The organism is Pedobacter ginsengisoli, from assembly GCF_002736205.1.
GTDB classification, from domain to species: Bacteria; Bacteroidota; Bacteroidia; order Sphingobacteriales; family Sphingobacteriaceae; genus Pedobacter; species Pedobacter ginsengisoli_A.
Window position 1 is genome coordinate 3029055 of sequence record NZ_CP024091.1, and the last position, 19760, is coordinate 3048814.

At 36.8% G+C, this 19760-nt stretch carries 19 protein-coding genes; 1 reads left to right on the top strand and 18 read right to left on the bottom strand.

Features of this window, described 5'->3' with window-relative positions:
* Positions 1-8: 8 nt before the first annotated feature.
* The 14 genes from CPT03_RS12495 to CPT03_RS12560 form a co-directional block, all read right to left on the bottom strand.
* Positions 9-770 (bottom strand): Rossmann-like and DUF2520 domain-containing protein, encoded by a 762-nt coding sequence (locus tag CPT03_RS12495; protein WP_099439160.1) that lies wholly within the window; start codon positions 768-770, stop codon positions 9-11.
* Positions 770-3241, bottom strand: a complete 2472-nt coding sequence (gene ccsA, locus CPT03_RS12500; protein ID WP_099439161.1) for a cytochrome c biogenesis protein CcsA — start codon at positions 3239-3241, stop codon at positions 770-772. Before ccsA (CPT03_RS12500) ends, CPT03_RS12495 begins: the two co-directional genes overlap by 1 nt.
* Before the next feature lie 5 nt (positions 3242-3246).
* A complete protein-coding gene (locus tag CPT03_RS12505) occupies positions 3247-3657 on the bottom strand; it encodes a cytochrome c maturation protein CcmE (RefSeq protein ID WP_099439162.1) in 411 nt (136 codons plus the stop codon).
* Positions 3658-3781: 124 nt separating this feature from the next.
* The gene (msrA, locus tag CPT03_RS12510) at positions 3782-4441 is read right to left on the bottom strand and encodes a peptide-methionine (S)-S-oxide reductase MsrA (protein WP_099439163.1); all 660 of its coding nucleotides are present in this window, start codon (positions 4439-4441) and stop codon (positions 3782-3784) included.
* 129 nt (positions 4442-4570) lie between these two features.
* Positions 4571-5992 carry a Glu/Leu/Phe/Val family dehydrogenase gene (locus CPT03_RS12515; RefSeq protein WP_099439164.1) on the bottom strand — a complete coding sequence of 474 codons (1422 nt, stop codon included), beginning with the start codon at positions 5990-5992 and terminating at the stop codon, positions 4571-4573.
* Positions 5993-6141: 149 nt separating this feature from the next.
* A complete protein-coding gene (locus tag CPT03_RS12520) occupies positions 6142-6360 on the bottom strand; it encodes a CcmD family protein (RefSeq protein WP_099439165.1) in 219 nt (72 codons plus the stop codon).
* Between the two features lies 1 nt (position 6361).
* Positions 6362-7021, bottom strand: a complete 660-nt coding sequence (gene ccsA / locus CPT03_RS12525) for a cytochrome c biogenesis protein CcsA (protein ID WP_099439166.1) — start codon at positions 7019-7021, stop codon at positions 6362-6364.
* 136 nt (positions 7022-7157) lie between these two features.
* On the bottom strand, positions 7158-8144 hold the full coding sequence (locus CPT03_RS12530) for a DUF5007 domain-containing protein (protein WP_099439167.1): 987 nt from the start codon (positions 8142-8144) through the stop codon (positions 7158-7160).
* A gap of 29 nt (positions 8145-8173) precedes the next feature.
* On the bottom strand, positions 8174-8863 hold the full coding sequence (locus tag CPT03_RS12535) for a fasciclin domain-containing protein (RefSeq protein WP_157766427.1): 690 nt from the start codon (positions 8861-8863) through the stop codon (positions 8174-8176).
* Between the two features lie 28 nt (positions 8864-8891).
* Positions 8892-10352, bottom strand: a complete 1461-nt coding sequence (locus CPT03_RS12540; RefSeq protein WP_099439169.1) for a RagB/SusD family nutrient uptake outer membrane protein — start codon at positions 10350-10352, stop codon at positions 8892-8894.
* A gap of 24 nt (positions 10353-10376) precedes the next feature.
* Positions 10377-13862, bottom strand: coding sequence for a SusC/RagA family TonB-linked outer membrane protein (locus CPT03_RS12545; RefSeq protein ID WP_099439170.1), 3486 nt, complete (start codon positions 13860-13862; stop codon positions 10377-10379).
* Between the two features lie 173 nt (positions 13863-14035).
* A complete protein-coding gene (locus CPT03_RS12550) occupies positions 14036-15175 on the bottom strand; it encodes a FecR family protein (protein WP_099439171.1) in 1140 nt (379 codons plus the stop codon).
* 83 nt (positions 15176-15258) lie between these two features.
* Positions 15259-15825 (bottom strand): RNA polymerase sigma-70 factor, encoded by a 567-nt coding sequence (locus CPT03_RS12555; protein ID WP_099439172.1) that lies wholly within the window; start codon positions 15823-15825, stop codon positions 15259-15261.
* A gap of 256 nt (positions 15826-16081) precedes the next feature.
* Complete coding sequence (locus tag CPT03_RS12560) at positions 16082-16741, bottom strand: heme exporter protein CcmB (RefSeq protein WP_099439173.1); 660 nt, start codon at positions 16739-16741, stop codon at positions 16082-16084.
* A gap of 99 nt (positions 16742-16840) precedes the next feature.
* Here CPT03_RS12560 and CPT03_RS12565 point away from each other — a divergent pair, with 99 nt between their 5' ends.
* A complete protein-coding gene (locus tag CPT03_RS12565) occupies positions 16841-17356 on the top strand; it encodes a DUF421 domain-containing protein (protein WP_099439174.1) in 516 nt (171 codons plus the stop codon).
* A gap of 3 nt (positions 17357-17359) precedes the next feature.
* On the opposite strand, the gene CPT03_RS12570 is transcribed toward CPT03_RS12565, so the two are convergent.
* The 4 genes from CPT03_RS12570 to CPT03_RS12585 are packed head-to-tail and all read right to left on the bottom strand — an operon-like array spanning position 17360 to position 19727.
* Positions 17360-17773, bottom strand: coding sequence for a hypothetical protein (locus CPT03_RS12570; protein WP_099439175.1), 414 nt, complete (start codon positions 17771-17773; stop codon positions 17360-17362).
* A gap of 5 nt (positions 17774-17778) precedes the next feature.
* Entirely contained in the window at positions 17779-18114 is a 336-nt protein-coding gene (gldC, locus tag CPT03_RS12575; RefSeq protein ID WP_099439176.1) for a gliding motility protein GldC, read from the bottom strand.
* Complete coding sequence (locus tag CPT03_RS12580; RefSeq protein WP_157766428.1) at positions 18114-18395, bottom strand: hypothetical protein; 282 nt, start codon at positions 18393-18395, stop codon at positions 18114-18116. The genes gldC and CPT03_RS12580 overlap by 1 nt, the downstream gene beginning before the upstream one ends.
* A gap of 9 nt (positions 18396-18404) precedes the next feature.
* Positions 18405-19727, bottom strand: a complete 1323-nt coding sequence (locus tag CPT03_RS12585; protein ID WP_099439178.1) for a DEAD/DEAH box helicase — start codon at positions 19725-19727, stop codon at positions 18405-18407.
* Between the last annotated feature and the right edge of the window lie 33 nt (positions 19728-19760).

Below are 19760 nucleotides of genomic sequence, written 5' to 3' on the forward strand. Positions count from 1 at the left end.
ATTTATAACTATAAATGTGTTTTTTTAATGCTTTTACTTAAAGTTTGATAGATTTCTTTTAATTCAGGCATATCACTCAGTAAATCCTGATGTTTAATCATAGTCTGTTCGTCATTCCGAACAGCAGGCCCTGTTTGTACATTTATAGGTAATTCACTCTGCACCTTCAAGGCCGTTTCCATAATCAATGGCTTAAGGATCTCAAAGTCTAGTCCAAAATGCTCCACTACTTTATCACTTAGTACATAAAGATGGTTCACAAAATTACAGGCAAAAACAGCTGCCAAATGTAATATTTTCCTTTTCTCACTGTTCACTTCATAAACAGGAGAAGAAAGTTTGTTTGCTACCTTTTTCAATAGTTCTAAAGAATGGGCATTGTTAGCCTCAATACATAATGGAACATCCACAAAATCAATTGATTTTGCTTTAGAAAAAGTTTGCAATGGATATAAAACGCCGTAATTTCTATGCGCGGATAATGTATCTATTGGGGTTGCTCCGGATGTGTGGACAACCAGGCCGTTTACATCTTTCAGGTTTTCCGTAATTGTTGGAATAGCATCGTCTTTTACTGCAATGATATATAGATCAGCAGAACGGTCAATTTCATCCAGATTTGAAGTAGCTGCAGCATTGATAGATTTAGCAAGCTCAGATGCGTTTGTTAAATCTCTGCTCCAAACCTGAATCAGATTTACACCTTTCGCTTTTAAAGCATTAGCCAAATGTGTCGCCACATTACCAGAACCAATACAAACTACTTTCATTAAACTGCTTTAACTTCTTTTTGTCTCCTGAAAATGGAAATTAAAAACCCTACAACCATTACAATGGTACCCACCCAATACAAGTTTATATAAGGGAATTCAATAGATTTAAATACAACCCAATCCTTAGCCTGCTGAGGTTTTTCGAAAACCTGTAATTCCATTTTTCCTTGATCAGGGATTACTTTTGTAAACCTAACTCTTAATCCCAGATCATCAATATTTCGGGCAAAATCAAATACATTATTACCTTTCACTAAAAAGATAGGCTCAGTTTTATATATTTTGCCATTTACATCAATCTCTATTGGCATACCTACAGCTAAATCTTTAGGGCCTATCACTAAATCTTTGGCCTGTGGTTTTGGATTTAAGGCTTTAACAGTAAGCACCCCACTACTTGTATGTAAGGTATCCCCAACGCTAACATTTACAATTCTTGGTGCTTTATAATTTTCTTCTTCACTATGACCTTCATGATCTCCATGCTCTTTATCCTCTTTCAAGGGAGCACTTGTAACATGAGTATAAATATCATAAGTTAGGTAATGTTTAGTATCAGGAGATGCAATAAGCCCCATTTTCTCGTTAGACTGTATGTGAGGGTTTACTTCAAAATCTTCTTTTACCTTACCGGTACTTTCGTCATAAACCTTGAAGTTCAATTTGTAGAAAGTGTTAGGGGCAATAGTAGTATCACTAATATAAGTAACTGTATACTTACCCATTTTTTTGGGCTCATTCTTGTAAAGAACAATATTCTCACCGGGCTTCTCAGCCTTTTCAAAATCCTTAACAGGAATAAAATTAGATGCATTTAAAGAGATTGGCTTATTGGTAGCTGCCGCTACCAAAGCACCTAATAGTAACAAGGCAAAACCAATATGTGCAACTGCTGCACCTACCAATTTCCGTTTGCCTCCAAAACCCTGACCTAAAATTTTCGCATTAGACATGATAGCGAAAACACAACTGAAGGTTAACAGGATATACATTAGGTTATGATATACATTTGTGATGTACACAAAACCTGAAGTAAGTACTGCAGAGAAAATTATAGTTGCTACAAGACTGCTATAAAATTTACGGATATCAGTTCTCTTATATTTCATGAACTGAGAAAATCCAGATATGATTGTTACCAATATAGCAAATGGTGCTTGCCATTGATTATAGTATTTAATAGCATCAACAGGAGGTGCAAAATTAGTTCCAAATGCGGCATTAAAAACAGGCACAGAGGTAGAGAAAATTACCTGAATACAAGCTACTGTAATTACAAGCGCACCAATAAACATCCAGAATTCTCTTGAATAAGTTTCTTCGTCTTTATTGGTAATTGGCAATTCTTTCCATCTTATAACCAATAAAATTACAGGCAAAGCCAAAAAGACTACATTATACAATATAAGGTGGCCAAACATACCCAGATCTGTAAATGAATGTACGGAGGTTTCGCCCAAAATACCGCTCCTTGTAAGGAATGAAGCATACAATACCAATACAAAGCTTAGAAAGATTAGCGCAATTGCAGTAAAAAAAGCATGTCCTGTATTTTTAAAGGCAATCATCACATGAACTCCTGCTATAAGCGTTAACCAAGGGATAATTGAAGCATTTTCTACAGGATCCCAAGCCCAGAAACCACCAAAATTCAGTGCTTCATATGCCCAGAAAGAACCCATAATAATACCTGTTCCCAAAATCATTACAGCAAATAATGCCCATGGCATTGCAGGTTTTACCCATTCTTTATATTTCTTTTGCCATAATCCGGCTATTCCGTAAGCAAATGGTACAACCATACTTGCAAAACCCAAAAATAAAGTGGGTGGATGTATAACCATCCAATAATTTTGAAGCAACGGGTTTAATCCACGACCATCAGCTATAAACTTTAAATAATTCTTAAAATTCTCAGGATCGGCAAATACAACCGGTGCCATCTCCTTAAGATTTACTGCATCTCTTAAAAGTATAAATGGAGAGCTACCTATTCTTTCGCCAAAAATTTCAACCCCCAATAACATTGAAGTTAAAAATGCCTGAGAAAAAGCAACCACTGTCATTACGCTGTTTTCCCACGACCTGGCTTTCCAGATTAAAATTACACCTAGTAATGATTGCCAGAATGCCCAAAGCCAAAAGCTTCCTTCTTGCCCTTCCCAAAATGCTGAAACAATATAATAAACAGGAAGTTCTTTTGATGAATGCGAATAAACGTAATAGTACTCGTTATAATGATTTAATATTAAAAAAAACAGTGTTGATCCTATACCTATTACACTAAGCCAGTTTATTAGAAATGAGATACGACCGATGCGTTTCCATGATTGATCTGAAAGATCCTTATTTTGAGTAGCAAAAAAATAAGAGATGGTTGATAATAAAGATGCAGCGAATGCTAAAACAATAAAGAATTGCCCGACTTTACCCGGAAGGAGGGTTTCTCCAATAAATTGTATATCCATTAAGATTAATTGTATTTTTCCACTTTACCGTCCTTCTTGACTTCTACAAGATCATTATTATATTTAGATGGACATTTCATTAGTATTTTAGAGGCATAGAAGGTATTATCTTTCATTTTCCCGATTAATACCAGTTTTTCGGAACGTTCAAAATCCTGAGGCTTTGTACCATTGTAAACAACTTTATTAACACTGCCATTTTGATCTTTCATGTAAAAAGCGAAGTGATTGGCGTCCTTCTGTGCATCGTAGTAGGTACCCTTTCCCTTTTCCCAATAACCCATTACGTGAAATTCTTTAGAATCTTTTGCAGCCTCAGTAAATGTAGAATAGCTATTTGTATCAGCGTTTAGACTAACTAAAAAACCTACACATATCGCTATAGTAATTAAACCAACAATTGCACTTTTTCTCATGGTCGTAATAAAAATAAATTGAACCCTACAAAGATAAAAAATATAAGTACCTAAAGGCCTTTACCAACATCCAATTCAGTTTGATGACCGTTTATTGATAGTTCTCTGACAAAAAGATAAATTTTTAGTCTTTATACTCAGATTTTATAAGATAAGGCATAGTTTTTCTGAGCTTTAGCACTTTTGGACGAGAGACATTTCTGATGTATGGATCCCAGCTACGCCTCCTGTAATAATCCTGATGTTCGGTTTCAGCTGGATAAATTATCTTAAATGGAACCACCTCGGTTACCACCGGCCTGTTGTAACCATTTATAGAGTCAATTCTACTAATCCATTTTTGTATTGTTACTTTCTCTGAAGGCGAACGATAGAAAGCAATTGAACGATAATCAGAACCCAGATCAGGTCCTTGTCCATCCTCCTGGGTAGGGTCGTGTGCATTGAAAAATGCTTCAGTTAGTTTTTCAAAGCTAATTACTTTGGGGTCATAATAAACCTGAACTGCTTCCGCATATCCGGTAGCCTTAGATAATACCTCGTTATAATCCGGATTTGCTTTGGTGCCACCCGAATAACCGCTTATTACCTTACTCACTCCTTTTAATTCCAGCATACACTCCTGCATTGCCCAAAAACAACCACCAGCATATGTTGCTACAGCCTCTCCATTTTTTGCTGCTGTTATTACGGCAAATCCATCTTTAGTTTCCAGTTTTTGCGCCTCATTGCAAGCACAAAAAAAAGTAGGCAGCATTATCAGAAATATTATTTTAGTTCTCATGATCAGGCTTTATACAATATACGTGATAACTGCATTTTGATTTCAGCACCTGATTTAATTAGCAAAAAAATGACAAAAAAAATCCGCATCCCTTGTTGGTGATGCGGATTAAAATAACTTTAAATAAGCCTATGGCCAAATACCAAGGTTCATGTAAGAAACTGCGATCTTGTCAATTGACCCAACAAAAGCAGCCATTCTTAATGTCTGAACACCAGGTTTAGTTATTAAATTTTCTCTAATCTCATGGTATGAGTGAATCATTGTATCTTCCAATCCAGAATTTACAAGTTCCATTTCAGATGCTCCCTTAACAATCATTAAACGATTCTCGGCAGGAATCTTTTTACCTGTAAGGCTCTCTAATGTATTAATTAGATTGGCATTAGAGTTCTCTGCATAACGATTCTCCATACGTCCAAATGCAACATGCGAAAGATTTTTTAACCATTCGAAATAGGATACAGTAACCCCACCTGCATTGCAATACATATCTGGAATAATCATTCCGCCCATTTCGGTAAATATTTCTTCGGCTTCAGGAGTAGTTGGTCCATTTGCACCTTCGGCAATAATTTTTGCCTTTATGTTGCGAATGTTATTTACGGTAAGCTGATTCTCTAATGCAGCCGGAACCAGAATATCACATGGTTGCTCTAATCCTTCCATGGAATTTTTAAAATCAGTAGCACCAGGAAAACCTAATATTGATCCTGTATTTTTACGATGAGCAAAAACCTCGTCAATGTTTAACCCGTTTTCATTATATATTGCGCCTTCATATTCGCAAAGACCAACTATTGTTGCTCCAAACTCCGACAGGAATTTGGCTGAATGATAACCCACGTTTCCTAAACCCTGTACAATAACACGCTTATCACCCAAGCCAGCCTTAAATCCAAGTTTTTGCATATCCTCTGCCACATTTACGCACTCTTTAACTGCATAAGCAACCCCACGCCCGGTAGCTTCCTTACGACCACGGATACCATGCAAAGCAATTGGTTTTCCTGTAACGCACCCTAATGCATCCAATTGACCAGGGTTCATAGTCATGTAAGTATCAGCTATCCAGCTCATTTCACGCTCACCTGATCCATAATCAGGAGCAGGGACATCAATGCCCGGACCAATAAAATTCTTCTTAATCAACTCGGTTGTGTAGCGTCGCGTTATCGTTTCCAGCTCGGCCACAGAATAGTTTTTAGGATTAATACAAATACCTCCTTTTGCCCCACCGAAAGGAACATTTACAATAGCGCACTTGTAAGTCATTAGGGCAGCTAAAGCCATTACCTCATCTTCATTTACCATCTCGCTGTAACGGATACCGCCTTTTGTTGGGCTCATGTGATGAGAGTGTTCTACACGCCATGCATCAATAACTTCGAATCCATTTCCTCTTCTGATTGGGAACTGGAAACGATACACACTGTTACAGGCTTTAATTTGATTTAATAGTCCCTCGGGATGGGAAGTGAACTGCGCTGCACTGTCAAAATTTTTACACACGTCGGCAAAAAATTTTGTCTCATTTGCTGAATTAGCCATTATTTGTTTTTTATGAATTTTGAATAAGTTCTCAGTTATGAGTACAAAATTGCACTAAAAAAAACGATTAATACAAATGCAGAATCACTTAGTGTACGCCGCACACTACCCCTAAAAAGGCATAAAAGCGACGATTAAACGATTTAAAATTAGTTTTTATCTGAAGATTTCTTTTCTATTTTTTTTAATCTTTTATCAAGAGAGAATAGATAAATTAACAAACCCAGGAGAATTATAACGATGCAGATCACAACTACATAAATCTTTCCGTTGCTACGCAAAGCATCAGCCATCTCCACATCGTTGGATTGAGCAAATAGTTGGACTGAACTTAATAATAGCATTAAAGCAAATATGATCTTCTTCATCTTATGAATTTTGTTTATTTTCTATTGTACGGATTCTGAATCTAATAGTATAAATCCAATATCCTATTATTGACCAGCCAATAAAAGCAGGATATAAAACAGCGCGCATGCGGCTATCTAAATCATAGCTATTAAAGCCGGGGTTTCCGCCATTTCCCGGATGCAGCGAGTCGGACAAGCGAGGCAGCACCATGATCAGTACCACCATCATCGGAAAGGCAAAAATATTGTAAATTGCTGATATTTTTGCTCTTTTCTGTTGTTCGTCTATAGAATTTCTAAGTACCAGATAGGCAAAATATAAAAGTATAGCCACGGCCGTAAAGTTTTGCTTTACATCAAAACTCCAGAATTGGCCCCAGGTAAATTTAGCCCAAACCGCTCCCGTAACTAAGCCCAGAATACTGAAAATGATTCCCACGTTTACACTCTCTATTGCTCTGAGGTCGTCAGATTCTTTTCCGTGTAACAAATATTTAATACTGTAGAATACAGAAATTGAAAATAGCGTCAGCATAGCAAACCACATGGGTACATGAAAATACAGGTTACGTATGGTCTCGTTTAATATGGCTAAATGGGGTACTCCCAATAGTAATCCTGCTATGGCAGTATATAAAACTAATACCGACCCTAAAATTTTCCACCAGATTTTGTTCATTATAAAGGCTTAATTATAGCAAAGATAATAACTGAGCGGTGTATTTTCATGATAAAGATGCAATTGCTGGCTACATAGAAAAGGTGCCTGAAAATTCAGACACCTTTTAAACAATTGTAAATTGTACTTTTATTAATTATCTGTGTGTTACTCCCGGAATTTTAACTGTTACCTCATATGTACCTGGAATAAACGCTCTGAAAGAGAAACGTGCATTACAAGAGTATTGATCATCAGGTAAAGTAGGATCATCAAAATGAACATATTGTGTTGGAATGCGGTAATAATAATTAAATCCGTTACCTAATGAGGACAATGGAAAAGGAACTGTACCATAAATAAACTCCATTCTATCTGCAAAATTCGTTACACTTAAACTATACAGATCCATTGTTTGCAGGAACCCAACAGCAGTTCCTGAAAGTGGTCTACGACCAATTTCTCCTGCTGCGGCATTAAATGGAACACCATTTTTGTCTACCATTCGTACTATAACCTTATCTGGTGCGTCTGCTAATTTCACTACGCTAATTAATGTCGGTGAAAGTGTTTTAGTAATATTTTCTGCACCAACTTTAAATGCAACCTGGCTTCCTGCAGCTGGGATTTCAAATGGAGCAGCCGCATTAAGGTCGAACTTCCCAATCTTTGAAAATGTTTTGGTACCAGCAGAGTTGGAAACCTCCAGGTCAAACTCATATTTTCCTGCCGGCAGATTCAAAGTAGCAATATTTGCTTCAAGCTGCCCACTAGCGGGATTAATTGATATTGGGTTTACTAGTGAATCTTTACGTTTTGCATTGATCTTCTCTAAAGTATTGTCGATTTTTGGATCATACAATCCTGTCCAAACCTTTATAGGATATTGTTTATTAAAAAGATCATCTACATTTTTACCGGTAGCACGATCATACACATGCAACAACTTCACTTTTATTGGCATTGCTGAACCATCAAGAGTTAATGCACTACTTACTTTAACAATTCCCTGTGGAACCAGAATAGGCGTTTCTTCGTATCTTATATTTGGACTCAAAAAGCCATCCGGAACTTTCTTACACGCTACATTGATCACGCATATTGCAAATACCAACAGCAGCATTTTTACGATTAAATTCTTCATCTTAATATTTTTTAATGTGACTATACCGTTTATTTTGCAAAAAACAACCTATGTGAATTCACCAAAACGTGAACTAAGCCTGTTGTTGATTCTACTCCCGATGTTTGAACCAGTGTACGGGCACCAACATCATTAGGAATCTCTGAGGCCACAAAAGGCTCATCAAGAGGTTTGTACAAAAAGTTAAAATACATTACCCTTGGCAATACCGTGCTATTGGAGTTATATCCAAGTTTAGGATCATCCGTAGACTCGTATGAAACTACCGCTTTTGAAGGTGTCTTTTGTGTATCGAACATCTTACCATTCTCGGTCAGGTCATTATAGCTCACTCGTTTTGGTAGCATATAAACATTAATAGAATCCGCAAAACGTGGAAGTTCATACTTAATAATCGAATCAACAGTCCATTTTCTGAAAGGATCTTTCTTTTGTTCTAAAGCGCTTCTGAAATCACAATATGATCTTATTGAATAATCAGTTGGCGCAAAAAAGGTCATTCCTTGCTGATTGATCTTGTCCTTAATACCAGCTTTATCTACAAGTAATAACAGCGTATCAAAAAGTCCTCTATTGTTACTCTTCAAAAAATCATAGGTCGTCATATTTACCTTAGCATTATGTAAGGTACCACCTACAAAATAATCGTCCTTTTTACAGGCAGAAAAAAACAGGCCTGCGGCTACCAGAACAAATAGCGTATTATATATTTTTTTCATCTTAGTTTTCTTAATATTCATCACTCTATTAATTGTTATTCCACCATTCATTCTGGGTAAGCAACTCATCCTGTTTTAGTAAAGTTCTCATATCCAACGGCCAGAAATAACCTTTTTTAGCAATACGATCAGTAGTATAATCACTAAACAATCTAGGCAATTGCTCCATTCTGATTAAATCAAACTGGGTACATCCTTCCCCTATCAATTCGCGACGTCTTTCATCTGCTATTTCATCAAATAATTCAGTACCTGTCTCCTCATAATCTGCTAATCCGGCACGCTCTCTTATTTTATTCAAATCCAATAGTGCATCTCCAGGTTTACCGTTTTTAAATCTAGCTTCAGCACGCAGTAAATAAATGTCAGCCAAGCGCAATAGTACCAGGTTGTTGCTGATTACATAAGTATTAGAATTATTAGGATCAAAATAGTTTACATTAGTATATTTTGTCAACATCTTAACATTTCCACCACCAGCTGCTGTTTCCATCATAATTTCTTTTCTTTGCTCAGGCTCACTGAATATTTCGTTTATCAAATCGGCATTAATTGGCCAGGTTGAGTTTATACCACTTCTACCTTTGATATATGGAGCGGTAAGAAACCTGCCAAAGAAAGTAGAGGTAGCCTCATTGCTTATCGCATCGTACTTCATGTTGAGCTCCATAATACTCTCTTGCGAGTTGCCTTCCCATATTTTTTTATAATCTTCTATAGGTTCCAAAGCCAGGGGGCTATTTTGAATTACACTATCACAATATTTCTCAGCATTTGGATAATCTTTTTTCCACGCATAAACATGAGCAAGTAATGCTAATGCCGACATCTTATTTGCATGGGTTTTATTCGCTGAATTGTCCAATAATGCTGAAGCTGACTGCAAATCACTCAGGCAGAATGCAAGGGTTTCACTTTCTGGAGTTCTTGCAGCAGGAGGAATATTCTGAGGATCTTTAAATGTGGTTTTAGTTAAAATCACATCACCCCATACTCTTTGCATATAGAAATACACATATGCTCTTAAAAACCTGGCTTCACCAATCAAACGGTTTTTCTGCTCTGCCCCTCCTTCAAATTTGCTATCAGGAATTGCAGGCGTTTTGTCGATAATCTGGTGACATTGAGTAATAATACCATAAAATCGGCTCCAGTTTTTTACAGATCCTTCCAGATATGGGGCATAATTAAAGTTGAAATGTCCAGATTCAATAAATGTGTTATAATTCCAGAAATCACCCCCAAGTGAAAAATTATTTGCTGCAATATCACCAAATATAAAATAACTGTTATCCGCCCTAAAAGCATCTCGTAACATGCTATAAGAACCAGATAGTGCTTTATCAATATTTGCACCATTTACCCAAAATACTTCATCATAAGTAGCATTTTCCGGAGCAAGGTTTATTTGTTTTTTACAAGACAGAAGTGTGCTCGCCATTAAAGCAAATACACCGATAATCCATGTCTGTTTTATATATTTTTTCATCACTATTCTAATTAAATGGTTCAGTTAAAAGGTTACTTCTAATCCCAGGGTCACTTTCTTAGGCAACGGATACGATCCTCCTGAATATTCACCCTGAGGAGTAACCAATTCAGCATCAGGAACACTGGAAGACTGGAAAGTCATAATGTTATCCATAATTCCGTAAACACGAACACCTTTCATACCTAATCGGCCAACCAGTTTTGGATCCAACTGATAACCAACTGTAATGGTTTTAATCTTAAAATAATCACCCTTCTCATTCCATAAAGTACTAAATGGCAAGAATTGGTAGAAATTTGCAGAATATGGGCTTAGTGAAGGAAAAGCTGCATTATAGTTAGGGTCAAGCGCTTTAGTTGGCGTCCAGTAATCTACCCTGCTTAAATCCGGTAAACGACTGTTTGCAAAATTTTCGATGCCCCCAAAATTAAATACGTTAGCATACTGATTAGACTTAAAGGTATTGATGATATCACGTTTAAATGTGAAAATCCCCAATACGCCCAATGAGAATCTTTTCCAGGTAAATTCGTTATAAATACCTCCTGTGAAGCGAGGGTTAGGATCTCCGGTAGGAACTAAATCTCCATCTTGTGCACCTTTATCTTCATCACTCCAAACGTCATAATCACCATTAACATCTTTCCAATTAGGATAACCAGGCAGCCCCACATAATTACCTTTGAAATAAGTAAGCGCCTTACCTGTAATAGGATTAACAGGGATGTCCGTCAATCTGTTGTAAACACCCTGATAAAGCATTTGCGACCAACCATAAATCGGCGAACCAACAGTAAATAGTAAGTTTTGGTTATAATCTCTTGAACTCATAGAAAAACTTCTGTTTCCATAAGGCAATGAGGCAATTCTATTCTTATTGTAGCTCAAGTTTAAGTTAGTTGTCCATTGTAACGGGCTTTCTTTACCCAAATTTCTGCTTTGAATAGACAAATCCATACCCTCGTTCAGAATTTTCATCGGCACATTGTAAGACAATCGGGTATAGCCGGTATAGAAAGGAAAATCAAATTCAAAGATTGGGTTCTTGGTTGCTTTTCTATAAAAGTCTACTGTAAAATTCAAACGGTTATCAAACAAATAAATATCTGCACCAATGTTGCCCTGACTTGACTTGTTCCAGGTTAAATTTGGAAGCGTAAGTGGTTTGGTAAATGAAGGCATAGCAACCGATGAACCATCGTAAGTAGTTTGTGGTGTACTCCAAACATTGAAGGGTGCATAAAAATCGTTAGGTTGTGTACCTGACAAACCATAACTGGCTCTTAATTTCAGCATAGAAAGCCATTTAGTATCTTTCAAAAACGATTCATCAGATGCAATCCATCCTACAGATACTGCAGGGAAATCTCCCCATTTGCTATCCTTACCAAATCGTGATGAGGCATCAGTACGGTAAGAAGCACTCACTAGGTATCTGCTCAAATAATCATAAGAAAGCTGGCCAGTGAAGGAAAGCATTGCCGATTTTTTAAGATCAGATGATCCAAAAAGATCTCTTTGAGGTGAACCTTGTACAACATGAATGTCATCCGTAGGAATGTTAGATCCATAAGCATAGGTTTGTTTAAAATTTGTAAAATCATATGACTGGATACCAACCACACTTAGGTTATGTTTTCCTTCTGCAAATGATTTGTTATAAGAGAGTACGTTTGCTAAATAAAAAGAGTTATTAATTCTATGGTCACTTTCAGCAAAAGAAACGCCATTTGCATCTAATTCTTTTGGTTGAAAACGATCTCTGTTATCCAATAAAGCACTTACTGAACCTTGCAATGAATACCTGAAGCCTTTAAATACATCGATATCTGTCTGCGAATAAACGCTAATCTGATCCGTTTGGTTGTCATCTCTCAATTTATCATACTGACCATAGTAGAAATCATAATCTGCATCGGCCAGTTTCACAAATGACGCCGGCATCGAACTGGCGCTGATTGGTACAATTTGACCAATTCCCCTTCCAAGTCCTCTTTTCCTATTCATTCTAGAGGCTGAAATCACTAAATTCGAACTTGCTTTTGGTGCTAACTTAAAATCAAAATTACCACGCATAGAGTAACGGTTAAAACCAGTATTTCGAACTATTCCATCTTCATCATAATAATTAAGCGACAATCTGTAGTTCATAATATCAGTACCTGCAGAAATGTTCACATCATAGTTACTAACCCTGCCCGACTTATAGAACAAATCCTGCCAGTCAGTAGCATTGTTATAGCTTGGGTTTAAACTATCAGTAAGCATTAGCGGAATGTTGGCCAATTGATTATAGGTTCCATACTCACTCAATAAACCCATTTTTTGACGACGCTCCTCAGCTCCGGCAACAGTACGCTGTAATTCAGGACGTTGAGTCACCCCTGTATAATATGATAAGCGAATTACCGGGCTACCAGTTAATCCCTTTTTGGTTTTAATAACAATAACACCATTCGCTCCGCGCGAACCCCAAACGGCAGTAGCAGCAGCATCCTTCTGAACTACAATACTCTCAATATCGTTAACGTTAATACCTGCAATAGCATTACTACCTGTAGCATTAGATCCTGCCAAATCTGTAATAGAGATCGGAATACCATCAATAATATATAATGGAGAACTTAGCGTATTTGCCAAGTCGATTTCAGAGTTCAGATCGGTTGATATGGTTGTATTCCCCCTAACTGTAAACGTGTTTCTTGCACCAGGTTCACCAGTAAAATTCTGAATGTTTACACCGGCAACCCTACCTTGCAATAAAGACTCGAAACTAGGCGCAGGTAAATTTTCAATCTGCTTTCCGGTAATCATCTGTACGGCACTTGTTGTTTTCCGCATAGATTGTTTTTGGTAACCGATGATAACCGCATCTTTCAACATGGTCTCATTAGGTTTCATTTTAATGGTGAAGTTTTTTTCTGATCCAACTTTTACAGTCTGACTATTGTATCCAATAAATGAAATCACAATAGATGATTCTGTACCTGCAACATTTAACTTAAATTCCCCTTTATTATTGGTTTGTACTGCATTTCCTGTTACCCCAAGCTCTCTTACAGAGGCACCTGTTAAAGGCTGTCCTGTTTCATCTAAAACCTGACCGGTAATACCAATAGCCTTAAGAATCTCACTTACTACAGTCCGTTGCTTTTCGCTAACGATAATAGTTTTGGTATCTAATGAATATTCAAATGGCTGATTAACAAAACAAAGTTTTAATGCCTCATCTAATGGCACATTATTTACTTTAATGGTTATTGGTTTAGCATTCTTAATGTCTGTTGATATAAATACCAAATCATAATTAGTCTGTTTGGTTATGGATTTTAAAACTTTTTCCAGCGACACATTATTCTCAGATAAGGTAACTTTCTTTTGGGCATATCCCGAAGCTGCCGCCTGTAAAAAGGAGAACATCATTAAAATTGCCGTAAGTTTTATGGTCAATAGAAGTTTCTTTTTCGTACAGGCTATGCCATACGAATTAAAATGATAGAATTTCATACATTTGATAAGTTTTGGTTTAGCGAAAATGAGATCAGTGTCCAAGCCGTTTCATTTTCATGTTTAGTTTAATTATTGTTAATCACAATATATTTAGAACCTAATCCAGACTATGCAAACCGGTGACGCTCTACTGCTCTCCGGTTTTTTAGTTAGATTGTGCTAAGTAGAAGTTATGGCATAGCTACAATCCTCCTTTCTTCGACCTTAAATTTTATCTTTTTTGTTAATTGCAAAACTCTCAGGACCTCCGATAAATTCTTTGACCTGGATATTGTACCGCCTATTTTTGTGCCCTCTAATCTTTTATCACAAATAACTTCAACATCATACCATCTTGCAATCTTGTTAAGAACAGCACTTACATCTTCGTCAGGGAACACGAAATAGCCATTCTTCCAGGCAATCGCCTCATCTACATCTGCTGGGCCTACCTCAAAACGATCCGCCACTAATTTAGCCTGCTCACCAGGCCTTAGTAAGTTTCCAACTTTATCATTAAGTAAACCAACTTTTACACTACCCTCTAACAGAGTTGTAATAGTTTCAAGCTGATCTTTATATCCGTTAACATTAAAATGCGTTCCATATACCTCAACCCGTTGTTTATTGCTAATTACTCTAAATGGTTTACTTGGATCCTTTGCAATTTCAAAATAAGCCTGGCCTGTTAATTCTACCTTACGCTCATTTTTACTAAACTTTGTTGGGTATCTTAGGCTCGAAGCCGCGTCCAGCCAAACCTCACTCCCGTCAGGTAATGTAATTTGATACTTACCTCCGTTGGGAGTTTCTATGGTATTATAAGTTACTTCTTCTGACTGCTTACTCTCAAAAGATGGATCAACTATGTAATGCAAATGCCCGCTAGCTGTTTTAACGATTTTAAACCCTGTTTGCTTAGATACTTCACCATTCCCAAGATCGGTTAGGTTAACCTTAGATCCATCTGCCAAAGTGAGCACTGCTTTATTTCCACCTGGAGTTATATCCTTTGCAACATTAAATTTATGTCCATACACATCATTTCTATTTTCCCTACCAAAAAAAAGATATAAGGTTGCTGATAGTGTAACTAATACCAATGCAGCTACAGAAATGTAAGACCAAAGAATAATCCTGCGCGGGCCATTACCTTTGCCAAGTTTTTTTAAAATTTCGTTGATATCAGATTCATATTCCGACTCAGATAGTATTTTAGGATTTTCCTCCTTATACTGAAGATACCAGGATTCTACCAAAGCTTTTTCCTCTTCGGTACACTTGCCCTCCGCATATCGCTTTAATAATTGTTTGATTTCTAAAGGTTGCATAGTTAAGTTTAGCGCTAATTAAAGTAAAGACAGCTATCCCTAACCCTGGGCCCAGATTAAAATGAAAAAAAATAAAAATTCGATTAGAAAGTAAAAAACATCAATGATCCCAGCTTTAATCTCAAGACCTTTAGTGCATTGTTTACCTGATTTTTGACTGTTTTCTCAGAAAGATCCAATTCTATGGCAATTTGTCTATGAGATAGATTGGCCTTTCGGCTCAATTCAAATACTTCTTTCATTTTGGAAGGTAAACTGGCAATTTCTTTTTCAATTAAAAATTCCAAATCTCTTTCTCTTACCCTATGATCAGTAATTGATTCGCATTTACCTGAAAATTCCTGAAGAGAGACAATGTACTTAGATTCAACCTGCTTATGAGAAATTACATTCAGTATCCTGTTTCGAACTGCACTATAGAGATAACCAGATAAAGTTGTACTAATAGAAATGTCTTCACACCTTGACCACAAAGTAACAAACAGCTCTTGCACCACATCTTTTGCCTCTTCACGGTCCTGCAGTTTGGAAAAAGCATGACGATATAAAACCGCAGTATAACGGCTGTAGATTTCGGCATAGGCCGAACTATCTCTTTGCCTCAATAAAGCAGTTAATTCTGAATCGGAAAATTGACTGTAACCTGACATTGATTATTATCCTCCTACACTAATGTAACAATAATTTTAGGTCGACTTAACACAATAAGCCTGCGCAAACGGTTGCACAGCATTATTTACCAGTAAACTTTTCGGAGTTTTTTATTCGATCAAAGAAAAAACAATAATAATTTATATAGAAAAAAGCCAGTAAATACGGCTTTCATTGGCTTACATGTCCTTATCAACATAAGCAATCGAATAAATCATTGCGCAAACGGTTGCGGAGCACATAATTAATCGATCTTTAGTCCCTCCATAGATAAGGAAAAAGCAGCAAAGTAACTGCTGCAACAAGGGCATTTATAATTAAAAGTAAGCCAATCTCGTCTAAACTCACACTTCTGTCTAAACCGTCAATAGCATTTTTTGTTAGCTTAATCAGTACAATCAGCACAGGTATAATAACAGGGAAGCTAAGTATTGCCATAAGCATCCCCCCATTACCTGCTTTAGATGCAATTGCCGAAATCATTGTAAAAATGGTCGAAAAGCTTAAACTCCCTAAAATTGTGGCTATAATATAAAGGCCAATATCCTGAGGAACATAATCAAACACCATCATGTAAAAAAACAATGCAATAAGGGTCAACAAAATCATCAAAAGCACATTATATATTGTTTTTGAAATGATCAGTGCCAACGGACTCGCAATGGTATAAATGTATAGCTGTTGCCCTTTGCTCTCATGCAAAAACCCTTTCGAAACTGCATTTATAGATGCAAAGAGCATAATAATCCAAAACAATGCATTCCAGGTAATTGGCGCAATACTAACAAAAGAAAGAAAGCAAACAAATACTGTTGATACTACATAAAGCAATACACCGTTAAGCGCATATTTCGACCGCCATTCCAGCAGCACTTCTTTCTTAATTAAATATTTTACCTGATGTAGTAATTGCATGTAGCGGCAAAGATAATTTTTAATCGGTTATTTTCGATTCAGATAGGTGTTTTGTAACCTAAATATGAATAATATTGTATTAATAAATGAATCCTGATCATGAACGAATATCTTGACATCATTTTAAGAAGCCTGGCAGTTTATGCCTTTATGATTGTAGCAATCCGCTTAAGTGGCAAAAAGGAGCTTTCACAGCTTAATACCACTGATGTAGTGCTGATTTTACTGATCAGCAATGCAGTTCAAAATGCTATGGTTGGCAACAACACAAGCCTATCAGGAGGTCTGGTTGCAGCGGCAGTATTATTCACGTTAAACTTTGCATTAAAAAAGCTCATGTTTAAAAGCAAAAAACTTAGAGATCTGATTTCTCAGCACCCTGAAATCCTTATACATAACGGCAAATTAAACTTTGACAAGCTCAGTGAGTTAGATATTACCAACGAGGAGCTTGAAGAAGCAATGAGGGAACATGGTGTAGAAAGATATAAAGATGTAAAACTGGCTATCCTTGAAGTTGATGGAAACATCAGTATTATTACCGGAGATGAACACCTAAAACAAACTCAGTTTAAAAGAAAAAGGAAACACAAATCGCTTGGCGATTTAAATTAACACCTACTTTACCTCAACAACATCATTTGCCAAAGCAACCTTTGGTTTCCTGACCGTAATTAATATAAATGTTCCGGCAGCAATAACGTACCAACCCCATTTCAATTTCACCATACCTGCACCTATGTTAATCAGTTTTTTGAAATGTAAAAAACTAAATGAATCATGCGCTTTAAAGTATATACCGGCTAAAGTAATCAGAACCAAAACAATTCCACCCCAACCAGCCAGCTTTATTAGTCCGGCCTTATTTGCAAACGCACCTATTAATCCAATTATTACCAATACATAAAATGCAATAGCTAACCGCTGATCAATATCAAAATAATTCCAGCTACCAATAATTGGAATACGCATAAGCGGACACATTCCGCCTACAGCCATAATAACTGATCCAATAATTCCCTGCAGTCTCATTTTACCTATCCTTGAGTATTGATTCCCATTTTATCAGCAAAGTGCGCGCAGTAATCACGTAAATCCTCTACGATAAGCGTCTCACCAGTAGCCCTTAAAAAGCTATCGCCCATGGTTTGCAAAGTTTCATAAAAAAACCGCTTCATTTCATCAACAGGCATATCTTTAGTCCAAAGATCAATACGCATTGAATTCTTATAATTGTGGTCCCACAATGCCAGCATCATAGATTTAACAGGAACTTGCTCCTGAGTTTTTGCATCTGTAGATTCCCAAAGAATATTATCAGGAACATTATTATCATCTAATTGAACAGTGATTTTGATTTCTGCTTGCTTCATTAACTTATACTGGTTTTTATTATAAATATTAAAATAATGATGAAAATAACTAACACGCCTTCTACTACCCATAATTTTTTAAGGTTTAAAATAAACCTTCTAAAAATCTGATCAGATACGAAAGCAACTATTGCAGCTAAAAAACTGAACCCTACCAAAATTCCCGTAACATCAACATGTTGCGGGGCATGCCCTTCTTCCTTTTTACTAACCAGCAAGAGTACAGCAACAACCAAACAAATGGCCGAAACAATATTGAGAGGTGTCAGTTTTACTTTCAATGCCTTTAACTATTTTTTGAATTTCTTTTTTTTCCAGGCCGGCTGCTTATTTGTTTTATTTCTTGCAGCTGCAGCAATTGCCGCTGCATGTTTCTTTTCATGGAATGCACCTTTAAAATCAGGGTCTTCTTTACGCTTTTGATCGTCAATTGCACGATTTATAGCCTGTCTTTCCTCGTATGGCGTTTCTTCCACAAAAACTTCGGCAGGCAAAGGTACAACAGGAATATCTTGTCTAATTAGTTTTTGTATTTTCTGAATGTAATATTTTTCTCCGGGTGTACAGAAAGTAAGTGCATCCCCTTTTGAATATGCCCTACCCGTACGGCCAATTCTATGCACATAATCTTCAATAATGATCGGAACATCAAAATTAATTACATGGCTAACTTCCGAAACATCAATACCACGCGATGCCACATCAGTTGCCACCAACACCCTAATATTGCCCTCTTTAAAACTATTTATAGAATTAATCCTTGTATTTTGTCCCTTATTGGCATGTATTACCCTAACAGCATCAGGCCCAAGCCTGCGCTCAATAAAACTAAAAATATTGTCGGCCACAGTTTTAGTTTTACAAAAAATGATCAGTCTCTTAAATTCCTCATCATTTTTCATCAAGTGCTGGAGCAGATTAATTTTAGTTTTAAAATTAGGCACTTCGTACAACGATTGTGTAACCGTTGCAGCAGGAGTAGCCTGTTCAGCAACCTCAATTAAAGTGGGGTGCTTTAAAAAATCGCCTGCAATCTTTTGAACAAGATTACTCATAGTAGCCGAGAACAAAAGATTTTGTCTTTTACGAGGCACCACCTCTAAAATTCTATGAATAGAGCCAATAAAACCCATATCCATCATTTTATCAGCCTCATCAAGCACTAAAAACTTTAGGTATTGCGTATTAATATGGCCTGCCAGATAAATATCCAGGAATCTTCCCGGTGTAGCTACAATAATATCAACACCTGCCTTAATCTGTTCAATTTGAGTTTTGGGGCCAAGTCCACCATAAACAACAACAGTACGCAGATCAGTATATTTAGAAAACACCTTTATATGCTCAGTAATTTGCATGGCAAGCTCCCTTGTTGGCGCAAGGATCAAAGCACGGGCAGAATCACCCTGTGCATATTTCAGTTGCATTAAAATAGGCAAAACATAGGCCGCAGTTTTACCCGTTCCGGTTTCGGCAATCCCAAAAATATCCTGACCAGATAATACCGGAGCTATTGCTTTTTCCTGTATAGGGGTTGCAACAGTAAAGCCAGCATCAGCTACAGCATTTAAAATCTGTCGATTTAAGTTAAACTCTTCGAATTTCTTGCCCATTCGGCAAAAGTAGTCAAAATTTATTTACCCACC

Coding starts and splice junctions, on each gene's coding strand:
- CPT03_RS12495 (WP_099439160.1), bottom strand. CDS start 770: ATGAAAGTAGTTTGTATTGGTTCTGGTAATGTGGCGACACATTTGGCT.
- ccsA (WP_099439161.1), bottom strand. CDS start 3,241: ATGGATATACAATTTATTGGAGAAACCCTCCTTCCGGGTAAAGTCGGG.
- CPT03_RS12505 (WP_099439162.1), bottom strand. CDS start 3,657: ATGAGAAAAAGTGCAATTGTTGGTTTAATTACTATAGCGATATGTGTA.
- msrA (WP_099439163.1), bottom strand. CDS start 4,441: ATGAGAACTAAAATAATATTTCTGATAATGCTGCCTACTTTTTTTTGT.
- CPT03_RS12515 (WP_099439164.1), bottom strand. CDS start 5,992: ATGGCTAATTCAGCAAATGAGACAAAATTTTTTGCCGACGTGTGTAAA.
- CPT03_RS12520 (WP_099439165.1), bottom strand. CDS start 6,360: ATGAAGAAGATCATATTTGCTTTAATGCTATTATTAAGTTCAGTCCAA.
- ccsA (WP_099439166.1), bottom strand. CDS start 7,021: ATGAACAAAATCTGGTGGAAAATTTTAGGGTCGGTATTAGTTTTATAT.
- CPT03_RS12530 (WP_099439167.1), bottom strand. CDS start 8,144: ATGAAGAATTTAATCGTAAAAATGCTGCTGTTGGTATTTGCAATATGC.
- CPT03_RS12535 (WP_157766427.1), bottom strand. CDS start 8,863: ATGAAAAAAATATATAATACGCTATTTGTTCTGGTAGCCGCAGGCCTG.
- CPT03_RS12540 (WP_099439169.1), bottom strand. CDS start 10,352: ATGAAAAAATATATAAAACAGACATGGATTATCGGTGTATTTGCTTTA.
- CPT03_RS12545 (WP_099439170.1), bottom strand. CDS start 13,862: ATGAAATTCTATCATTTTAATTCGTATGGCATAGCCTGTACGAAAAAG.
- CPT03_RS12550 (WP_099439171.1), bottom strand. CDS start 15,175: ATGCAACCTTTAGAAATCAAACAATTATTAAAGCGATATGCGGAGGGC.
- CPT03_RS12555 (WP_099439172.1), bottom strand. CDS start 15,825: ATGTCAGGTTACAGTCAATTTTCCGATTCAGAATTAACTGCTTTATTG.
- CPT03_RS12560 (WP_099439173.1), bottom strand. CDS start 16,741: ATGCAATTACTACATCAGGTAAAATATTTAATTAAGAAAGAAGTGCTG.
- CPT03_RS12565 (WP_099439174.1), top strand. CDS start 16,841: ATGAACGAATATCTTGACATCATTTTAAGAAGCCTGGCAGTTTATGCC.
- CPT03_RS12570 (WP_099439175.1), bottom strand. CDS start 17,773: ATGAGACTGCAGGGAATTATTGGATCAGTTATTATGGCTGTAGGCGGA.
- gldC (WP_099439176.1), bottom strand. CDS start 18,114: ATGAAGCAAGCAGAAATCAAAATCACTGTTCAATTAGATGATAATAAT.
- CPT03_RS12585 (WP_099439178.1), bottom strand. CDS start 19,727: ATGGGCAAGAAATTCGAAGAGTTTAACTTAAATCGACAGATTTTAAAT.